The 17,846-nt window shown below is 47.7% G+C and carries 18 protein-coding genes and 1 riboswitch; of the genes, 17 read left to right on the forward strand and 1 reads right to left on the reverse strand.

Annotation, left to right across the window (positions count from 1 at the left end):
* The first annotated feature begins 61 nt into the window (after window positions 1–61).
* The 11 genes from xerD (at window position 62) to PCH02S_RS32430 (ending at window position 10,664) form a co-directional block, all read left to right on the forward strand.
* On the forward strand, window positions 62–958 hold the full coding sequence (gene xerD / locus PCH02S_RS32380) for a site-specific tyrosine recombinase XerD (RefSeq protein ID WP_127458249.1): 897 nt from the start codon (window positions 62–64) through the stop codon (window positions 956–958).
* A 115-nt stretch (window positions 959–1,073) separates the two neighbouring features.
* Window positions 1,074–2,246, forward strand: a complete 1,173-nt coding sequence (gene deoB / locus PCH02S_RS32385) for a phosphopentomutase (RefSeq protein WP_127458232.1) — start codon at window positions 1,074–1,076, stop codon at window positions 2,244–2,246.
* Between the two features lie 39 nt (window positions 2,247–2,285).
* A complete protein-coding gene (locus PCH02S_RS32390) occupies window positions 2,286–3,113 on the forward strand; it encodes a purine-nucleoside phosphorylase (protein WP_127458233.1) in 828 nt (275 codons plus the stop codon).
* Between the two features lie 39 nt (window positions 3,114–3,152).
* A complete protein-coding gene (locus PCH02S_RS32395; protein ID WP_127458234.1) occupies window positions 3,153–4,007 on the forward strand; it encodes a purine-nucleoside phosphorylase in 855 nt (284 codons plus the stop codon).
* 224 nt (window positions 4,008–4,231) lie between these two features.
* Window positions 4,232–4,615, forward strand: coding sequence for a cytochrome c oxidase subunit II (locus PCH02S_RS32400; protein ID WP_127458235.1), 384 nt, complete (start codon window positions 4,232–4,234; stop codon window positions 4,613–4,615).
* 72 nt (window positions 4,616–4,687) lie between these two features.
* Window positions 4,688–5,989: a pyrimidine-nucleoside phosphorylase gene (locus tag PCH02S_RS32405; RefSeq protein WP_127458236.1), complete on the forward strand. Its 1,302-nt coding sequence runs from the start codon at window positions 4,688–4,690 to the stop codon at window positions 5,987–5,989.
* Window positions 5,990–6,171: 182 nt separating this feature from the next.
* A complete protein-coding gene (locus PCH02S_RS32410; protein WP_127458237.1) occupies window positions 6,172–7,350 on the forward strand; it encodes a D-alanyl-D-alanine carboxypeptidase family protein in 1,179 nt (392 codons plus the stop codon).
* A gap of 167 nt (window positions 7,351–7,517) precedes the next feature.
* Window positions 7,518–7,871: an anti-sigma F factor antagonist gene (gene spoIIAA, locus PCH02S_RS32415; protein ID WP_127458238.1), complete on the forward strand. Its 354-nt coding sequence runs from the start codon at window positions 7,518–7,520 to the stop codon at window positions 7,869–7,871.
* Window positions 7,868–8,314, forward strand: a complete 447-nt coding sequence (gene spoIIAB / locus PCH02S_RS32420; protein ID WP_127458239.1) for an anti-sigma F factor — start codon at window positions 7,868–7,870, stop codon at window positions 8,312–8,314. The genes spoIIAA and spoIIAB overlap by 4 nt, the downstream gene beginning before the upstream one ends.
* An 11-nt stretch (window positions 8,315–8,325) precedes the next feature.
* On the forward strand, window positions 8,326–9,081 hold the full coding sequence (gene sigF, locus PCH02S_RS32425; protein ID WP_029192952.1) for an RNA polymerase sporulation sigma factor SigF: 756 nt from the start codon (window positions 8,326–8,328) through the stop codon (window positions 9,079–9,081).
* Between the two features lie 152 nt (window positions 9,082–9,233).
* Window positions 9,234–10,664: a SulP family inorganic anion transporter gene (locus tag PCH02S_RS32430; protein ID WP_127458240.1), complete on the forward strand. Its 1,431-nt coding sequence runs from the start codon at window positions 9,234–9,236 to the stop codon at window positions 10,662–10,664.
* A 94-nt stretch (window positions 10,665–10,758) separates the two neighbouring features.
* Here PCH02S_RS32430 and PCH02S_RS32435 read toward each other — a convergent pair whose 3' ends face one another.
* On the reverse strand, window positions 10,759–10,968 hold the full coding sequence (locus PCH02S_RS32435; RefSeq protein WP_127458241.1) for a DUF378 domain-containing protein: 210 nt from the start codon (window positions 10,966–10,968) through the stop codon (window positions 10,759–10,761).
* A 177-nt stretch (window positions 10,969–11,145) separates the two neighbouring features.
* Here PCH02S_RS32435 and PCH02S_RS32440 point away from each other — a divergent pair, with 177 nt between their 5' ends.
* The 6 genes from PCH02S_RS32440 to ribD form a co-directional block, all read left to right on the forward strand.
* Complete coding sequence (locus PCH02S_RS32440; protein ID WP_127458242.1) at window positions 11,146–11,781, forward strand: stage V sporulation protein AA; 636 nt, start codon at window positions 11,146–11,148, stop codon at window positions 11,779–11,781.
* Window positions 11,778–12,197, forward strand: coding sequence for a stage V sporulation protein AB (locus PCH02S_RS32445; protein WP_127458243.1), 420 nt, complete (start codon window positions 11,778–11,780; stop codon window positions 12,195–12,197). Before PCH02S_RS32440 ends, PCH02S_RS32445 begins: the two co-directional genes overlap by 4 nt.
* Window positions 12,198–12,219: 22 nt before the next feature.
* Window positions 12,220–13,845, forward strand: coding sequence for a spore germination protein (locus tag PCH02S_RS32450; protein ID WP_127458244.1), 1,626 nt, complete (start codon window positions 12,220–12,222; stop codon window positions 13,843–13,845).
* A 165-nt stretch (window positions 13,846–14,010) separates the two neighbouring features.
* A complete protein-coding gene (gene lysA / locus PCH02S_RS32455) occupies window positions 14,011–15,342 on the forward strand; it encodes a diaminopimelate decarboxylase (protein ID WP_127458245.1) in 1,332 nt (443 codons plus the stop codon).
* 179 nt (window positions 15,343–15,521) lie between these two features.
* The gene (locus PCH02S_RS32460; RefSeq protein WP_127458246.1) at window positions 15,522–15,953 is read left to right on the forward strand and encodes a peptidylprolyl isomerase; all 432 of its coding nucleotides are present in this window, start codon (window positions 15,522–15,524) and stop codon (window positions 15,951–15,953) included.
* A gap of 707 nt (window positions 15,954–16,660) precedes the next feature.
* Window positions 16,661–16,842: riboswitch (FMN riboswitch) on the forward strand.
* A 234-nt stretch (window positions 16,843–17,076) separates the two neighbouring features.
* Window positions 17,077–17,846: bifunctional diaminohydroxyphosphoribosylaminopyrimidine deaminase/5-amino-6-(5-phosphoribosylamino)uracil reductase RibD (gene ribD / locus PCH02S_RS32465; protein WP_127458247.1), on the forward strand; the 770-nt coding region annotated here is incomplete at its 3' end.

A 17,846-nucleotide genomic window follows, 5' to 3' on the forward strand; every position in this document is an offset into this window, starting at 1 on the left:
TCCATCGTTGAATGCTATCTGTTAGAAATATGGCAGGTTAACGAAGGAGCTACATAACATGATGATGGTTGATTTGCAATCCTTCATCCGATTTTTGTCTGTAGAACGCGGACTATCCAAGAATACACTGGAATCTTACGAAAGAGACCTGCAGCAGTTTGTTGACTATTTAGAGCGGCAGGGGATTACAGCTTGGAAAGAAACAAGCAAAGCCAACATTGCGGGTTTCTTATCCCAATTGAAATTGTTAGGCAGAGCTACAGCTACCTTGTCTCGGAATCTTGTTTCGATCCGTGCTTTCTATCAGTATCTGGTGAGAGAGCGTTTGGTGGACGCAGATCCGTCCCTTTTCATTGAAGCGCCTAAGCCCGAAAAGAAGCTGCCCAAGGTGCTTTCCGTCGAAGAGGTTGGCAAATTGCTGGATGCGCCTCATCTTGAGCTTGTGAGCGGTGTGCGCGATAAAGCGATGCTTGAACTGCTGTATGCAACGGGAATTCGCGTCTCTGAACTGATCTCGATGAACGTTGATGACGTTCAATTGCAACTTGGCTTCATTCGCTGTATGGGAAAAGGAAACAAAGAGCGCAATATCCCGCTTAGTTCAATCGCGATTCGCTGCTTATCCGCCTATATACATAAAGATCGCAAGAAATTGTTGAAGAAGTCGGCGGACGAAGAAGCTTTATTTATTGGACACTTAGGGACCCGGATGACCAGACAGGGCTTTTGGAAAATTTTGAAAAGATACGCAAATGAGATGAAGATTGAAAGTGAAATCACACCTCATGCCTTGCGGCATTCTTTCGCTGCCCACTTGATCGAAAATGGCGCAGATTTAAGATCTGTTCAAGAGATGCTGGGACATTCCGATATTTCGTCCACACAGCTGTATGTACAAGTTACCAAGCTCAAAATGAAAGATGTTTACAACCGCGCTCATCCGAGAGCGAATATGTAAAAGATGACAGCGGCGACTTCCTGAAGGAAAAGGGAAAGCTGCTGTTTTGCATTCATAGAGTGGAAATGCGATAATCAAGGGTGGATAACATTGTGAACAATTTGGAGGGACAAGTGTGCGCTTTGAACGAATAGGTTTAATCGTATTGGATAGCGTAGGCATCGGCGAATTACCGGATGCCAAAGCGTTTGGCGACACAGGCAGCCACACGCTTGGACATATCGCGGAGAGAGTGAGCGGATTCTCGCTTCCTAATTTGCAGCGTATGGGTCTAGGCAGTATCGCTGAGATAAAAGGCATCCCGGCCGCTGACGCGCCAGAAGCTTATTATGGGAAAATGGCCGAGGTGTCGGTTGGAAAAGACACGATGACGGGGCATTGGGAATTGATGGGGCTACGAATTTCTACACCGTTTAACGTATATCCGGATGGATTCCCGGAAGCATTGATTTCGCAGTTTGAGCAGGAGACAGGGCGCAAGGTCATTGGAAATAAACCGGCCTCTGGGACAGAAATTCTAGATGAGCTTGGCGAAGAGCAGATGAAAACAGGGGCTTGGATCGTCTATACGTCGGCGGATAGTGTATTCCAGTTGGCAGCTCACGAAGATGTGATTCCACTTGAAGAGCTATACCGCGCTTGTGAAATTGCGAGACGACTAACCCAAGGTGAATTTGCAGTTGGCCGAGTCATTGCTAGACCTTATGTCGGCGAGCCGGGCGCTTTCAAGCGTACGCCGAATCGCCATGACTATGCCGTGAAGCCGCCGGAGCCGACCGTGATGAATCACTTGAAGGACGCGGGCTATGATGTTATTGCCATCGGAAAAATCAATGATATTTTTGACGGCGAGGGCGTCACGAAAGCGACATCCACAAAAAGCAATTTAGACGGCATTCAGAAGACGATTGAAGTGCTTGGCGAGCCGTTCAAAGGGTTGGCTTTTACCAACCTTGTTGATTTTGACTCGTTATATGGTCATCGCCGCGACCCTGAAGGTTATGGCCGAGCTTTGGAGGAATTCGACAGCTTCGTACCGCAGCTCAAAGCGCAGCTGGGGCCCAAAGATCTGCTGATCCTTACAGCGGACCACGGCAATGATCCCGTACATGCGGGAACAGACCATACACGCGAGTATGTGCCTATTTTGCTATACAGCCCGAGCTTTGAGGCTCCTGTTTCACTGGGAATCCGTGGAACATTCGCTGATCTTGGGGCTACCATTGCCGATAATTTCGGTGTAAAACCTACAGATCAAGGCGAGAGCTTCCTGCATCTTCTCAAATAAAACGACTGCCGAACTGAAAAAGCCAAGGAGGAATATAACATGTCAGAAACTTCCATGATTCAAAAGATTCAAGAGGCTGCCGCCTTTATTTCGAATGAAACGAAAATTAAACCGCAAATCGGACTTATTTTAGGTTCAGGACTCGGCGTGCTTGCAGACCTAATCGAACAGCCGATCGTCGTTGATTACTCGCGCATTCCACACTTTCCGGTATCCACCGTTGAAGGCCATGCGGGGGAGTTGGTTGTTGGTACGATTAAAGGCAAGCAAGTATTGGTCATGAAAGGCCGCTTCCATGCCTATGAAGGGTATGGGGCTGAAACCGTATCTTTCCCTGTTCGCGTTATGAAAGAGCTGGGTGTGGAAACGTTGATCGTCACGAACGCAGCTGGAGGCATTAACGAGTCCTACCAAGTCGGCGATTTGATGGTCATCAGCGATCACTTGAATTTGACGTACCGCAATCCATTAATCGGACCAAATGATGCTGCACTAGGCGTTCGTTTCCCGGATATGTCGGAAGCGTACAGCAAACGTCTGCGTAAATTGGCGCATGATGTGGCGGCATCGCAAGATTTTAAACTGCAAGAAGGTGTTTATGTCGGACTGCTCGGACCTAACTATGAAACTCCGGCAGAGATCCGTATGTTCCGTACACTGGGTGGTGACTCCGTAGGTATGTCTACTGTACCTGAAGTGATCGTGGCCCGCCATGCAGGCATTGAGGTGCTTGGTTTCTCCTGCATTTCCAATATGGCCTCCGGAATTTTGGACCAACCTCTTTCCCACGCAGAAGTGATGGAAACGACGGAGAAAGTTAAACCTAAGTTTTTGAAATTGGTACTGGGCATTATTGAGGCTATTTAATTACAAATTAAGGCTATTTATCAGATAAGGAGATTCAACATGGCATTGACGTACATAGAGAAAATTAATGAAGCAGCAGCGTTTATTAAAGGGAAATTAGGGGATGTCGCACCTGTTATCGGGCTGGTTTTAGGCTCAGGGCTTGGCGATATGGCGAATCAGGTGGAAAATCCGATTGCGATTGATTACAGCGAAGTGCCGCACTTCCCGGTTTCAACCGTTGAAGGGCATGAAGGCCGTTTTGTCGCAGGAACACTTGAAGGCAAGCAAGTCATCGTGATGCAGGGGCGTTTTCATTATTACGAAGGTTATGATATGAAAAAGGTTGTTTTCCCTGTGTATGTCATGAAAGCAATCGGCGTTCATTCCGTTGTTATGACGAATGCGGCGGGCGGCATGAATCGCGGCTTCAAAGCCGGTGATCTCATGGTGATTAGCGATCATCTCAACATGACGGGTGACAATCCGTTAATCGGACCTAACCACAGCGAGTTGGGTGTTCGCTTCCCGGATATGTCCGAAGCGTACAGCCGCGAGTATCGCGAGCTTGCGCATAAGCTGGCTCATACGGTAGTGGGAGAGGACGGCGTGCCTCTGAAGCTTCAGGAAGGCGTTTATGCGGGGATTACAGGACCTACTTACTGCACACCGGCTGAACTGACGATGCTGGCTCGAATTGGCGGCGATGCGATCGGGATGTCTACCGTCGGTGAAGTCATCGCGGCCCGTCATGCGGGACTTAAGGTGTTAGGGATTTCGTGTATTACTGATATGGCGGTAGGCGAGGAGCTTGAGCCTCTTACACATGAACAGGTTGTCGCGGTGGCCAATCGGACGAAACCGAAGTTCATTGCTTTGGTCAAAGCCTTTGTGCGTGACGTGCAACTGGGATAAAGAGTCCGGCGGCTTCCAAATTCGGGAGAGGCTGAACGGTGTGTAATTTACATCCGTGTGGGAAATAGTAAGGTTAATATCCCCCGATAAGGGGGATGTTTTTACGAGGATTCATTCACAATTCCGTCACAAAATATTCAAAGATTTGCCACTAAACCTGTATGGGATTGTCTCGCGATGTTAGGTAGAATAGATGAAGTGAACACATTATGAGGGGGATATGCATGCAAAAGTGGATTTTCTTTGTGTTATTTATCGTTGCGGGCGCACTGGGGCTGGGAGTCCTCTTTCAAGATATCTCTGAACGCCAAGAGGCGAAAGCAGCAGAGGAAGCCGGCAGCAAAATTCAACAGCTTAAGATTGCAGCCTCTAACTGGCAATTTGACTCGACCGATTACACGATCAAAAGCGGCGAGCCTACGAAAGTTTCCTTGTCTCTGAAAGAAGGCGTACACGCAATCGAAATTAAAGGGTTGGATGTCAAGCTGGATAAAGAAAACCCTTCAAAAGAAATTACGTTTGACAAACCGGGAACTTATGAGATTGATTGCGTACTACCATGTGGCGAAGGTCACGCTAAAATGAAAGCTAAATTAGTTGTACAATAAAAGAGAATACTAGTACAAAGGGGGGCTCAAGCAGCTCCCTTTTTTCGATTTAATATTGAAGGAGGAACTCACATGAGAATGGTTGATTTAATACATAAGAAAAGGTCCGGTGAGGTTTTAACCGAGCAAGAGATCACGTTTATCGTACAGGGTTACACAAAAGGGGATATCCCGGATTACCAAATGTCAGCGCTGCTGATGGCGATTTTTTTCAATGGCATGATCAGTGAGGAAATATCCGCGTTGACGATGGCCATGGCTGGATCAGGGGAAATGATTGATCTGTCGGAGATTTCCGGGATCAAAGTAGATAAACACTCGACTGGCGGAGTAGGGGATAAAATCAGTCTGATTGTCGGCCCGATCGTCGCTTCTCTCGGCGTACCGGTCGCCAAAATGTCAGGCAGGGGCCTTGGCCATACTGGCGGTACCGTAGATAAACTGGAATCGATTCCGGGCTTCCGGATTGAATTATCGAAAGAGGATTTTATTACAGCAGTCAATACGAATAAAATTGCGATTGTTGGCCAGAGCGGCAACTTGGCTCCTGCCGATAAGAAGATGTACGCTCTAAGGGATGTAACAGCGACAGTAGATTCCATTCCGTTGATTGCCAGTTCCATCATGAGCAAGAAAATTGCCTCGGGCGCCGACGCGATTGTCCTTGATGTAAAAATCGGCTCCGGCGCCTTCATGAAAACCGTCGATGATGCAAGAGTGCTTGCCCGCACAATGGTCGATATCGGCGTGAAATTGAATCGCAATACGATTGCGATGATCACCGATATGGAGCAGCCGCTTGGCCGCGAAATCGGCAACGCGAACGAAATTCGCGAATCCATCGAGGTGCTGCGCGGCACTGGTGACAAGGAGCTGACTGAAGTCGCGATTTCCGTAGCGGCATATATGTCGCTGCTTGGCAAAGTATTTGCGAGCTTTGAAGAGGCACAGGAGGCTGTCCGCGACATTGTCATGAACGGGAAGGCGCTGGAGACGTTCAAGCGGTTTGTAGCGAGCCAAGGAGGCGATCCGAGAGTGGTGGATCACCCTGAGCTGCTGCCGACGGCGAGCTATCGCTTTGAAGTGCCAGCCGAGCAAGCAGGCTATGTGAATCAAATCGATGCCGAGCAAATCGGAATCGCGGCTATGCTGCTAGGCGCAGGACGCGCCAAGAAAGAGGATCAGATCGACTACGCAGTAGGTCTGACTTTGAATAAGAAGATTGGCGACGCTGTCCAGGCAGGAGAATCGATTTGTACCATTCATGCCAATCGAGAAGATGTTAAGGAAGTCACGGCAATGATTCAAGGGGCTTATCGGATTGCGGCTGGTCAGCCGGCTCCTGTTCAACTGATATATGATGTGATCGTGTAGACAGGTTCACACTCGTACTATGCAAGAGGCTATCTCTCTGGTTTCTAGACCTTTGGGATAGCTTTTTTATTTTCCCTCCTTTGGAATATTTTGATGGAAAATCGTCAAGACTGATTAGCAGTCATTCCAGCTGCAAGCGTCTGGTTTTCACTTCATAATCTCACAGGAGGGGTACAAAGGCTATGCGAAAAAAAGGGCTAATAAGTTTAATCTGTTTACAGTTATGTGTGATGCTGATCTTACCGGCTGCCTATGCGGAAGAGAAAAATGCGCCTACGGTCGATTTGACGCCGAATGCGCAATCTGCGGTATTGATGGATGCAGACACGGGCACAGTCATTGCGGAGAAAAACAAAGACACCAAACTTCCGCCAGCTAGTATAACGAAAATCATGACGATGCTTCTTATCATGGAAGCTATTGACAAAGGCAATATTAAAATGGATGAGAAGGTCCGGGTCAGTGAATACGCAGCCTCTATGGGAGGTTCACAAATCTTCTTGGAGCCTGGCGAAGAAATGACGGTTCAGGAAATGCTGAAGGGCATTGCGATGGCATCTGGCAATGATGCTTCGGTGGCGATGGCCGAGAAAATCGCAGGTTCTGAAGAAAATTTTGTGCAAATGATGAACGAGCGCGCGCAGCAGCTTGGCATGAAAAATACCCATTTTTCCAACTGTAACGGGCTGCCGGTCGCCAATCACTATACAACAGCCAATGATATTGCTGTCATGTCCAGAGAACTGCTTAAGCATGAAGGGATAACGAAATTTACCGGTGCTTATCAGGACTATCTGCGGAAAGAATCACCCAACCCGTTCTGGTTGGTAAATACGAATAAGCTCGTACGCTTCTATAGCGGCGCAGACGGCCTCAAAACCGGGTACACCAGTGAAGCGAAATTCTGTTTATCCGCAACGGCCAAACGGGATAATTTGCGTGTTGTGGCTGTCGTGCTCGGAGAACCGAACACCAAAACGCGCAATGCGGAGGTCACGAAGCTGTTTGATTACGCTTTTGCCCAATATACGAACTATCCTTTATTCAAATCAGGCGATAGTCTGGGGAATTTTACCGTAAATAAAGGGCAGGTTTCGACAGTACCGTTAGTTGCGAAGCAAAATTATAGCATTTTAATGAAAAAGGGCACGGCAACGGATAACATTCGACATGAGCTGCAGTTGGAACCGAACCTGCGGGCACCAATTACGATGGGCCAACCGATTGGTAAAATTGTCGTTTACAGCGGGGATACTGTGCTGACCGAATACCCTCTTGAGTCTCCAGTGGCCGTGGATAAAGCGTCCTGGTGGAAGCTGTTTAAGCGGACAACCGCGCACATGTTCCATACGGATAATTGATGAGATTTCGCGAATAATCAGGCTTTTCTTCTAGTTTTAGCGCTTTTCTTCTAGTTTTGTCGGGGTGGCAGGAGTTCCCAACTCAGTTGTAGAAACTTAAGTTTCAAGACTTATATAGGGATCTTTGAGTGTAGCTCAAAGTCTCTCAGCTGAGGGGAGTGAACAGGTTGAGCCTGCAAATTGAATTCGAGCAAGGCCGAAGAGCGCTGATTGTTAGATTGAAAGGCGAGCTGGATCACCATACTGCCGATGTCGTCAAAGCCAGGATGGAGGAAGCGATTGCCAAAGAGCATACGCATCACTTGATCTTGAGTTTGAAAGATCTTACGTTCATGGACAGTTCAGGTCTGGGCGTCATTCTCGGTCGCTATAAACAAATCACGAGTAAAGGCGGCAAGATGGTCGTATGTGATGTTTCGCCTGCTGTCTATCGCTTGTTCGAGCTCTCCGGAATGTTCAAGATCGTATCAATTCAGGATAACGAACGTAATGCAATGTCCAGTTTGGAGGTTGCACTATGAGTGAGCACAATTTTATGACGCTGCAGTTTGCCAGCCGTTCCGAGAATGAGGCCTTTGCACGTGTCGCTGTTGCTGCTTTCGTTTCACAATTGGATCCAACCTTGAATGAACTAACCGATATCAAAACGGTGGTTTCAGAAGCTGTGACGAATTCGATTATTCATGGGTATAACAATAAACCGGATGGTGTAATTACCATTACAACGAAAATTGAGGATGACGTAGTCCGAATTACGATTGAGGACCAGGGCTCAGGCATTGATGATTTGGAACAAGCGAAACAGCCACTCTACACATCCAAGCCAGAACTCGAACGTTCCGGAATGGGATTCACGATTATGGAAAATTTCATGGACGAAGTGGAAGTTGTGACGGCCGTCGGAATCGGAACCAAAATAAACATGTTGAAGCGAATTGAATCTAAAAAAGCTTTATACAATTAGGGGTTTGATCTATGGATGTCGATCTGAAGCATGCTTCTCACAGTTATTTAGACGATTCGGAAGTCAAACGGTTAATCGCCCTCAGCCAATCCGGAGATGGACTCGCCAGAGAAACACTCGTCAGCTGCAATATCCGCTTGGTCTGGTCTGTGGTTCAACGTTTTTTGAACCGGGGATACGAAGCCGAAGATTTGTTCCAGATCGGTTGTATCGGACTGCTCAAGTCCGTTGACAAATTCGATCTGTCCTATGATGTGAAGTTTTCAACCTATGCGGTGCCGATGATTATCGGCGAAATTCAGCGCTTCCTTCGGGATGACGGAACACTCAAGGTTAGCCGTTCGCTCAAAGAACTGGCTAATAAGATTCGCAAGACGAAGGACGAGTTATCGAAAAGGCTTGGCAGGCTTCCTACGATTAAAGAGGTGGCAGAAGAGCTTATGATCACGGCGGAGGAAGTTGTTTTTGCGCAAGAAGCGAATAAGCCGCTTTCATCGATTCATGAGACCGTTTTTGAAAACGATGGAGATCCCATTACGTTAATGGATCAAATCTCCGATGAAAGCGGTGAGAAGTGGTTCGAGAAGCTTGCGCTCAACGAAGCCATCGGGACGCTCTCCGAGCGGGAGCGGCTCATTGTCTACCTCCGCTATTTCAGGGATCAAACACAGTCGGAGGTTGCTAGCAGACTGGGTATCTCCCAAGTGCAAGTATCGCGATTGGAAAAGAAAATTTTGCAGTCGATCAAAGATCAGATTGCTCAATAACGAAAATAACCGTTCTCCATCAGGAGGACGGTTATTTTTTGTGCGTAGAGACATTTGCAAGATTTATGTATAATAAGTACTGCCAATAACGGTGCGGATTTTTCTGAAAGGGAAAAATCAATGTTTGTATCAATCAAGGAGAGTGAATCTAGTTGTACGGGAAATGGAAGGATTCGTGGTTTTTTAATGTACGAAAGGATGTTTTGTCCGGAATAACGGTGGCTTTGGCTTTAATTCCCGAAGCGATTGCTTTTTCCATTTTAGCTGGAGTAGATCCGATGGTTGGCCTATATGCTTCATTCATCATTGCGCTAGTGATCTCATTCACCGGTGGCCGGATGGGGATGATTTCGGCAGCAACAGGCGCGATGGCCTCACTGATGGGGCCTTTGGTAGCGACATATGGCATTGAATACTTATTCGCAGCCAGCATTTTAACCGGTATCATTCAATATCTTATGGGCGTGTTCAAATTCGGCAAATTTATTACCTTCATTCCGCATTCTGTTGTCATTGGCTTCGTAAATGCTCTGGCCATTATTATTTTCATGGCTCAGCTTCCTAGCTTTGCAGGTGCCGGTTGGCAGATGTACGCGATGGTAGCAGGTACCTTGGTTATCGTGTATGGACTGCCGCGGATTACCAAAGCCGTCCCTTCTGCGCTAGTTGCGATTATTGTGATGACCATCATTTCGATCAATTTGCATCTGGGCGTGCGTACGGTGGGAGATATGGGGGAAATCACGCAGACGCTGCCGTTTTTCCATGTGCCAGACTTCCATCTGTCTCTGCAAGCCATTGGGGTGATTCTTCCGATTTCCTTGGCTTTGGCGGTGGTCGGTATAACGGAGTCCCTGATGACAGCTACGATCGTGGATGAAATGACAGAAACAAAAAGCGATAAAAACAAAGAAGTTCGCGGTCAAGGCATTGCTAATGTGTTTTCCGGTTTTTTTGGCGGGATGGCAGGTTGTGCGATGATCGGCCAAACGGTGATTAATGTGAAATCAGGGGGCAGGTCGCGTTTATCCACCTTTGTTTCCGGTGTGTTTTTGCTTTTTTTGATCATGGTGCTTGGCAATGTCGTTAAGCAAATTCCGATGGGGGCATTAGTCGGGGTTATGTTCATGGTCTCCATAGGCACTTTCGATTGGAAATCCCTGAGAACGATAGCCAAAATTCCAAGAAGCGACGCGTTAGTCATGGTGATCACTGTCGCCATCGTTGTTGCAACGTCCAACTTAGCCATTGGGGTCTTGTCCGGAGTTACGTTAAGTGCGCTCATTTTTGGTTGGAGATCCGCAAAAATCAAGGCCTTTACCTCGATAGACGCTAACGGAGCCAAAACATATCGTGTTTCCGGTCAGTTGTTTTTTGGCACAATGACTTATTTTATTGATTTATTTGATTATCGAAACGACCCTGAGACAATTACGATTGATTTTAGCAGCTCGCATGTTTGGGATCACTCCGCTGTCACGGCTATCGCTAAAACCATTGCGAAGTATGAGCAGCTTGGCAAAACGGTGATTTGCATTGGATTGAATGACGAAAGTAAGCTTTTGGTGAAACAAGCAAGTTAATGACTGTCATAGCTATTTTTATAGAAATGAAAAGAGCCGCTATTTACCCGTCAATCTACTGGGTATGGCGGCTTTCTTTTATACACCTATACGTCTATCGAGCAGAATATCGGTTGTCGGAATAGAATCTTACGCAATAAATTCCGCATAAGCCGACGATGGTATAGATGATGCGGCTTAAAACCGAAGATTCCCGATGTGAATCCCCACCCAATATAGCTGAAACTAAATCCCATTCGAAGAGCCCAACTAAAAGCCAATTCAGCGCACCAATAATCACCAGAGTTAACGCTACTTTTGCCATGTTATCACCTTCTTTGTATGGAATAAGTTATCGTTATTCATTTCTTACTATGTCAATTTGAGGAGAGCTTTATTCCTGGAGAATTTACCATTGCAGCGGGTGATTATGGGTAGGAAACATTTTGCATACTACTCCTATACATGGATGATACCCGTAAGTAGTGAAGGGAGTGAGACCATGGCTAATAGTGGAGCTCCATACCTGTATATCCGGCTCAGGCGTAAAGCGAGTGTTCGCAAAGGAAGTGTCGTTCAGCTGCGGCATATCGCGCAAATTATTGTGGAACCTGACTATGAAACAGCCTTGAACGAGCTGATTATTCATAAGCCGCAGCAGGAGGATGGCAACCGAGTCCTGATTGATATGATGCTGATCGTTCGGAAAGTGAAAGAGCGGTACCCGGAGCTGCAGATTGAGCATTTTGGGGAACCTCATGTGCTGCTTGAAATTTTTTCTGATAATAAAAAAGCAAGTCCAGTACTCATCGGATTGGTTTGGCTGTTGCTGTTCATCGGTTCAGGGCTGGCCATCATGAATTTCCATGCCGATGTCTCCATGCTGGAGGTTCACCAGAGGATCTACGAGCTGATGACGGGTAAAAAGGTGGAGCATCCGCTCATTCTGCAAATCCCATATTCCCTCGGCATAGGTGTCGGGATGGTGATCTTCTTCAACCATTTGTTTAAAAAGAAATTTAATGAGGAACCAAGTCCGCTAGAAGTCGAAATGTTCATGTACCAGGAGAATATTAACCATTATGTGATCACCGAAGAGTATATGAAAATTCATGAGGAAGGGGAGTCGAAGGGATGACTCTCCTTGGAGAAGTCCTTCTCATTGCTTTTATCGGGTTAGCGGGAGGAATTGCCGTGGGCAGCGGGATGGTTGCCTTTCTTGTGGTCCTGGACATTATTCCGAGGTTGGCGCAGATCACACGAACATTCTCTAAAATACGTGCCTATGAAGCTGCGGTTGTGTTAGGTTCCCTTTGGTTTACTTGGGTGGATTTTAGCGATATGAAGGTGCATCTGTTTCCAATAAGTGCTGCGCTCGTTGGACTATTTGCCGGCTGTTTTGTAGGGATGTTAGCAGCTGCGCTTACTGAAATTATTAATGTGCTGCCGATTCTTGCCAAGAGGGTGGGTATGGGTTCCTATATGATTTTGCTGCTGATGGCGATGATTTTCGGCAAAGTGTTTGGATCCTTGTTTGAGTGGTTGTTTTATTAAGGATTGAAGGAGGCGCACGGACATGAAAGTAATCGTCAAGACTGGGAATGACCATGAACATGAACATGAACACGATCATGGGAACGAATCCAAAGAAAATTTAGATAAGCTGGCCATAGATGAGGAAGGGAATTTATCGGAATATAATCCAATCACGAATATGACGCCTGAGGAAAAAGAGTTGAAAACCCAGGAAGATATTCCCGATAATTTAGAGGGTGTCAAACGAGTTCTGGAGGAACGCGTTGGCCTCAATCGCAGCTTTGATCTTGTGATGAGGGAGATGGTGTTCGGATCAAAAAGAGTAGGGATCTTCTACTGTAACGGGTTCGTCAAAGATACGGTTTTATCCGATATTCTGACACGCCTTTCCTATGCCGGTGAAAAAAGTGTGAACCACCACACGGTCGAATCTTTCATGGATTATCTAATCCCTCATAATCAAGTCAAGTCTTACAAAAAAATGTCCGAAATCGTAGGGCAGGTGCTCATGGGTGGGACCGCACTCTTTATTGAAGGAGAAACAGCGGCCATTGCCGTCGACGTCAAGAGCTATCCCGTTCGATCCATCGGCGAGCCGGATTTGGAGCGGGTTGTCAGAGGTTCACGGGACGGTTTCGTCGAAACCTTATTATTAAACGTAACACTCGTTAGACGAAGAGTGCGCGACGAGCGGTTGAAGCTGGAGATTATGCAAATTGGCAAACGAACCAAAACGGATGTCTGCATCGGTTATATCAACGATATTGCGAATGCGGATTTGGTTGATGCAATTAAAGAAAAAATCAGCCAAGTGAAGTTGGATGGTCTCCCCCTAGGTGAAAAGCAGTTGGAGGAAGCTATCGTTAATAAAGGCTGGAACCCATATCCGATGGTGCGTTACTCAGAGCGTCCTGATGTTGTGTCCGCACATTTGATGGAAGGGCATGTGTGCCTGTTTGTGGATACATCTCCAAGCGTTATGATATTACCAACGACCTTCTTTCATCATGTGCAGCATGCAGAAGAATATAGACAAACGCCGTTTATCGGCACTTATTTAAGGTGGGTGCGGTTCGCCGGAATTATGTCTTCCATTTTCCTGCTTCCGCTTTGGTTTATGATGGTAATGGATCCTTCTTTAAAACCTCCCGGTCTAGAGTTTCTAGGGCCGCAGAAAGAGGGCACGCTGCCGCTGCTTGTTCAATTCCTAATCGCCGATATCGGGATCGATCTGATGCGGATGGCCGCGGTGCATACCCCGTCTCCACTCGCTACGGCCATGGGTTTGGTAGCAGCCATACTGGTGGGGGATATAGCCGTTAAGACGGGTTTATTCATCAATGAAGTGATCCTGTATCTGGCTCTTGCTTCCATTGGGATGTTTGCTACTCCAAGCTATGAATTGGGGCTGGCCAACCGGATCATCCGGCTGGGACTGCTCATTGCCGTGGCTATTTTCCATGTCCCGGGTTTTGTAGTCGGATCGACACTTTGGCTGCTCTGGCTGGCTACAAGAAAGTCCTACAATGCCCCCTACATGTGGCCGCTTATTCCATTCAACGCGAAAAGCTTTTTTGCCATTCTTCTACGCCGTCCCGTATTGGCAGCCAAAACGCGTCTAAGCATTACAAAACCGATTGACGGCACACGTCAACCCAAATCGTAATAAACTAAAAGGACAAGAGCATTCATCTTGTCCTTTTTACGATTTAGGGTAGTGAGGATATTGTCAAATACGCTTTTCCTATGTTAATTTAAATAGTAATGCGCATTCGGCCGTTTGAGCGAAATATGAGCAGCAGCAGGTTCAGGGTGAGGGGGAAATGAAGCTATGTATTTGCATGGTACAAGTAAAATTAACGGTCAAGGTCACCTTGAAATCGGTGGTGTCGACGCAACGAAACTGGTTGCGGAATATGGGACACCTTTATATGTGTTTGACGAAGCTCTTGTGCGTGAACGTTGCCGCGAGTTTGTAGATGCTTTCAAAGCGTCCGGTCTTAAATTCCAAGTGGCTTATGCGAGCAAAGCTTTTTGTGTGATGGCGATGTGCCGCATTGTCGAAGAAGAAGGAATGTCCCTTGATGTTGTATCGGACGGCGAGCTGTATACAGCTCTTCAAGCAGGGTTCCCGGCAGAGCGGATTCATTTCCATGGCAATAACAAAACAATTGACGAGATCGAGATGGCGATTGATGCGAAAATCGGCTGTTTCGTTGTAGATAATTTTATCGAGCTTCAAATGCTGAACGCCATTGCCGGTGAGAAACGCCAGAAAGTGAAAATTTTACTGCGTATTACGCCAGGTGTCGAAGCACATACGCATGAATATATTTCCACAGGCCAAACGGACTCCAAGTTCGGTTTCGATCTAGGCAACGGTTCCGCATTCCGCGCGGTGGAAGAGGCTTCCAAGCTGAGCCATTTGGAACTGCTCGGCATTCATTCTCATATTGGCTCGCAAATTTTTGAAGTGGAAGGTTTCCGCATGGCGGCCGAGAAAATGGCCAGCTTTGCCGTTCAAGTTCGTCAAGAAATTGGCGTGACGTTCAAAGTCATTAACCTTGGCGGAGGCTTCGGTATCCGTTATGTGAATGAAGATACGCCGCTTCCGGTATCCGTCTACGTGAAAGCTATCACGGATGCGATTAAAGACAATTTCGGACGCAACGAATATCCGCTTCCCGAAATCTGGGTGGAGCCGGGCCGCAGCATCGTTGGCGACGCAGGAACGACCTTGTACACCGTTGGAACGGCAAAAGATATTCCTGGTGTCCGTAAATATGTATCTGTCGATGGCGGTATGACGGATAACCCGCGCCCTGCTTTGTATGAGGCCGTGTATGAGGCCATGTTGGCAAATCGCGCAACCGAAGAGCCAACCGAGGTCGTATCGATTGCCGGCAAATGCTGTGAGAGCGGCGATATGCTGATTTGGGACGTGAACCTCCCGAAAGTGAACTCAGGCGACGTGCTTGCCGTGTCTTGCACAGGCGCATATAACTATGCGATGGCAAGCAACTACAATCGCATCCGCCGTCCAGGCGTAGTTTTCGTGAGCGAGGGGCAAAGCGATCTCGTCGTGAAGCGAGAGACGTTCGACAATATAGTCGGAAACGATCTGATTCCTGCTAGAATGAAACAAGTGAGCAAAACGGTTTAAATAGAACACAGCTGATTTTCCAGGCTGAGAAAGGGCTATCCCTCAGGTCTTCAGGACTTGTGGGATAGTTTTTTGTATGCTCACGGAGCTAGAGTTCCCTATTCAGATGAAAGGCAGATTTGTGAAATGCATCTTTTCATAGTAGAATAAGATATTATTGTCTAAAGGAGTGGACCACAATGGCCAAACAAGCAAAAATTAAACTAGCAGGCGGTGGCGAAGTTCTAATCGATCTTTTCGAAAATGACGCGCCAAATACCGTTGCCAACTTTGAAAAATTAGCAAACTCCGGTTTCTACAACGGACTTGTTTTTCATCGCGTAATCCCAGGATTCGTTGCACAAGGCGGTTGTCCATCCGGCACAGGAACTGGTGGCCCAGGCTACCAAATCAACTGTGAAATCAACCCTAACAAACATGAGCGCGGCTCCCTGGCTATGGCTCATGCAGGCAGAAACACAGGTGGAAGCCAATTCTACATCGCTTACCAACCACAGCCTCACCTTGACGGACAACATACTGTATTCGGTAAAGTGTCCAAAGGCATGGAACTCGTTGATGCTTTCAAAGGCAGAGACTTGATGGAAAAAGTAGAAGTTGTAGAAGTTTAATATCGGAAATGGGAAGAGCCTGCTGACAGTTGTCGGCAGGCTCTTTGATGTGAGGGGCTGCTGGACACCAGTCTCTAGTGCCGGCGGTTACTTGAGCTTTGCTTGCAGAATGGCCGTGAATTGATCGGATAACGACTCTGGAGTCCGTTAGAGCAGGGAAATGCGCGATTTAATGGGAATAGCGGCAGTGTCTGCGCAGGCCGGTCTAACGACGGTAAGAGTTGAGCGCCTAGGAGGCGATCAGGCATGAGTAACCTCATCGATGTAAAACATCGTTGGAAGCCGCCGAAGGTGGGGGAGCTTCAGAAAGAAAGGTGCTGTCGACGCTAGCTAACGGACAGAGATGACCTTATTTCGCAGAAATAAGGCTCTGTGAAATTCTAACGGACAGGAGAGCCGCTATTTGCGATAATTGCGACAAAAAAGGTCGTGAATGGACCGAATAGCGACTCTGGAGTCCGTTAGAGCTGGGTAATGCGCGATTTTAATGGGAATAGCGGCTGTGTGGTCGTTAGGATGAGAGTGGATGGCAGAGCTTGCTCACGGGGAATATATCCAGTTTTATGCAAATAATGCTACAAGAAACATAGGCGCAATCGGGTTTACGCAATGCAAAATGAGTCGGTTTTTGTAGGGCGAGGTAAAAAAGACCTTGCTTTTTCGATGAGTGAGTGATAAATTTTTCATAAGTTACTTTTCATATGTGTGCAAACCTTCGGGGCGTGGTGAAATTCCACACCGGCGGTGATTTGAGGGCAGGCTGATCTGGCTGCTTTCAATTAGTCCGTGACCCGTTTTGAAGCTAGCGGTACCTGATATACAGCTTCGCTACGGCTGACCCGGTGAGAATCCGGGACCGACAGTATAGTCTGGATGGGAGAAGGAATACGCGAACATTAGATTCGCTATGCATACTTGCACATTTTTTCACGAGAACAAAAATTCGGCAGGTCTATGCTTTGGCATGGATACGCCGTGCTTGTTTGATTTGATCAAAAATGCAGCAAGTGTGGATGGATGAAGCTTCTTCGTGTTACCTAAACAATCTCTGGCCCCTATCCGATATGCGGAGGGGTCTTTTTGCATTCTATTTCAAAATAGCTTGGAAAGGCAGTGAACACACATGCATGTCTTGAATGATGAAGCTTATATGAGGCTCGCTCTGCAAATGGCTGAGAGTGCTCTTGGCCAAACAGGGATTAATCCCGTTGTTGGATGCGTCCTGGTAAAAGACGGGCGTATCGTGGGGATGGGGGCGCATCTGAAGCGCGGACATGGCCATGCTGAGGTTCTTGCTTTGCAGATGGCTGGCGAAGAAGCGAAGGGCAGCACGGCGTATGTCACGCTCGAGCCGTGCAGTCACTACGGCAAGACGCCGCCTTGCAGCGACCGTCTCATTGAGGCCGGTGTTGCCCGCGTTGTCGTTGCGGGCACCGATCCGAACCCGCAGGTTGCTGGCACGGGTATCGCCAAACTGCGCGCCCACGGCATAGACGTGTCCGTTGGGCTGCTGGGAGAGGAAGCCTCCTCAATGAATGAGGCTTTTAATAAGTACATCGTCACGCGTATGCCTTTCGTGACGCTGAAAACAGCCAGCACGCTCGACGGCCGCATTGCCTCGAAAACAGGCGACAGCAAATGGATTACGTCGCCTGCGTCGCGCGCATTCGTGCATACCCTGCGCCATCGGCATCAGGGCATCATGGTCGGCGTCGACACCGTCATCGCCGACGACCCGCGCTTAAGCGCGCGCGGCGACGTACCGGCTGTGCAGCCGGTACGTATCATCGCGGACTCGCGCTTGCGAGTCCCGCTGGGCGCCCAGGTGCTCACCGAGCAGGATCGTCAGCCGACGATCCTGCTCGCCACCGCACAGGCGCCCGCAGAGCGGCG

This window comes from Paenibacillus chondroitinus NBRC 15376 (assembly GCF_004000765.1).
GTDB lineage: Bacteria > Bacillota > Bacilli > Paenibacillales > NBRC-103111 > Paenibacillus_E > Paenibacillus_E chondroitinus.

Coding starts and splice junctions, on each gene's coding strand:
- xerD (WP_127458249.1), top strand. CDS start 62: ATGATGGTTGATTTGCAATCCTTCATCCGATTTTTGTCTGTAGAACGC.
- PCH02S_RS32390 (WP_127458233.1), top strand. CDS start 2,286: ATGTCAGAAACTTCCATGATTCAAAAGATTCAAGAGGCTGCCGCCTTT.
- PCH02S_RS32395 (WP_127458234.1), top strand. CDS start 3,153: ATGGCATTGACGTACATAGAGAAAATTAATGAAGCAGCAGCGTTTATT.
- PCH02S_RS32400 (WP_127458235.1), top strand. CDS start 4,232: ATGCAAAAGTGGATTTTCTTTGTGTTATTTATCGTTGCGGGCGCACTG.
- PCH02S_RS32405 (WP_127458236.1), top strand. CDS start 4,688: ATGAGAATGGTTGATTTAATACATAAGAAAAGGTCCGGTGAGGTTTTA.
- PCH02S_RS32410 (WP_127458237.1), top strand. CDS start 6,172: ATGCGAAAAAAAGGGCTAATAAGTTTAATCTGTTTACAGTTATGTGTG.
- spoIIAB (WP_127458239.1), top strand. CDS start 7,868: ATGAGTGAGCACAATTTTATGACGCTGCAGTTTGCCAGCCGTTCCGAG.
- sigF (WP_029192952.1), top strand. CDS start 8,326: ATGGATGTCGATCTGAAGCATGCTTCTCACAGTTATTTAGACGATTCG.
- PCH02S_RS32435 (WP_127458241.1), bottom strand. CDS start 10,968: ATGGCAAAAGTAGCGTTAACTCTGGTGATTATTGGTGCGCTGAATTGG.
- PCH02S_RS32440 (WP_127458242.1), top strand. CDS start 11,146: ATGGCTAATAGTGGAGCTCCATACCTGTATATCCGGCTCAGGCGTAAA.
- PCH02S_RS32445 (WP_127458243.1), top strand. CDS start 11,778: ATGACTCTCCTTGGAGAAGTCCTTCTCATTGCTTTTATCGGGTTAGCG.
- PCH02S_RS32450 (WP_127458244.1), top strand. CDS start 12,220: ATGAAAGTAATCGTCAAGACTGGGAATGACCATGAACATGAACATGAA.
- lysA (WP_127458245.1), top strand. CDS start 14,011: ATGTATTTGCATGGTACAAGTAAAATTAACGGTCAAGGTCACCTTGAA.
- PCH02S_RS32460 (WP_127458246.1), top strand. CDS start 15,522: ATGGCCAAACAAGCAAAAATTAAACTAGCAGGCGGTGGCGAAGTTCTA.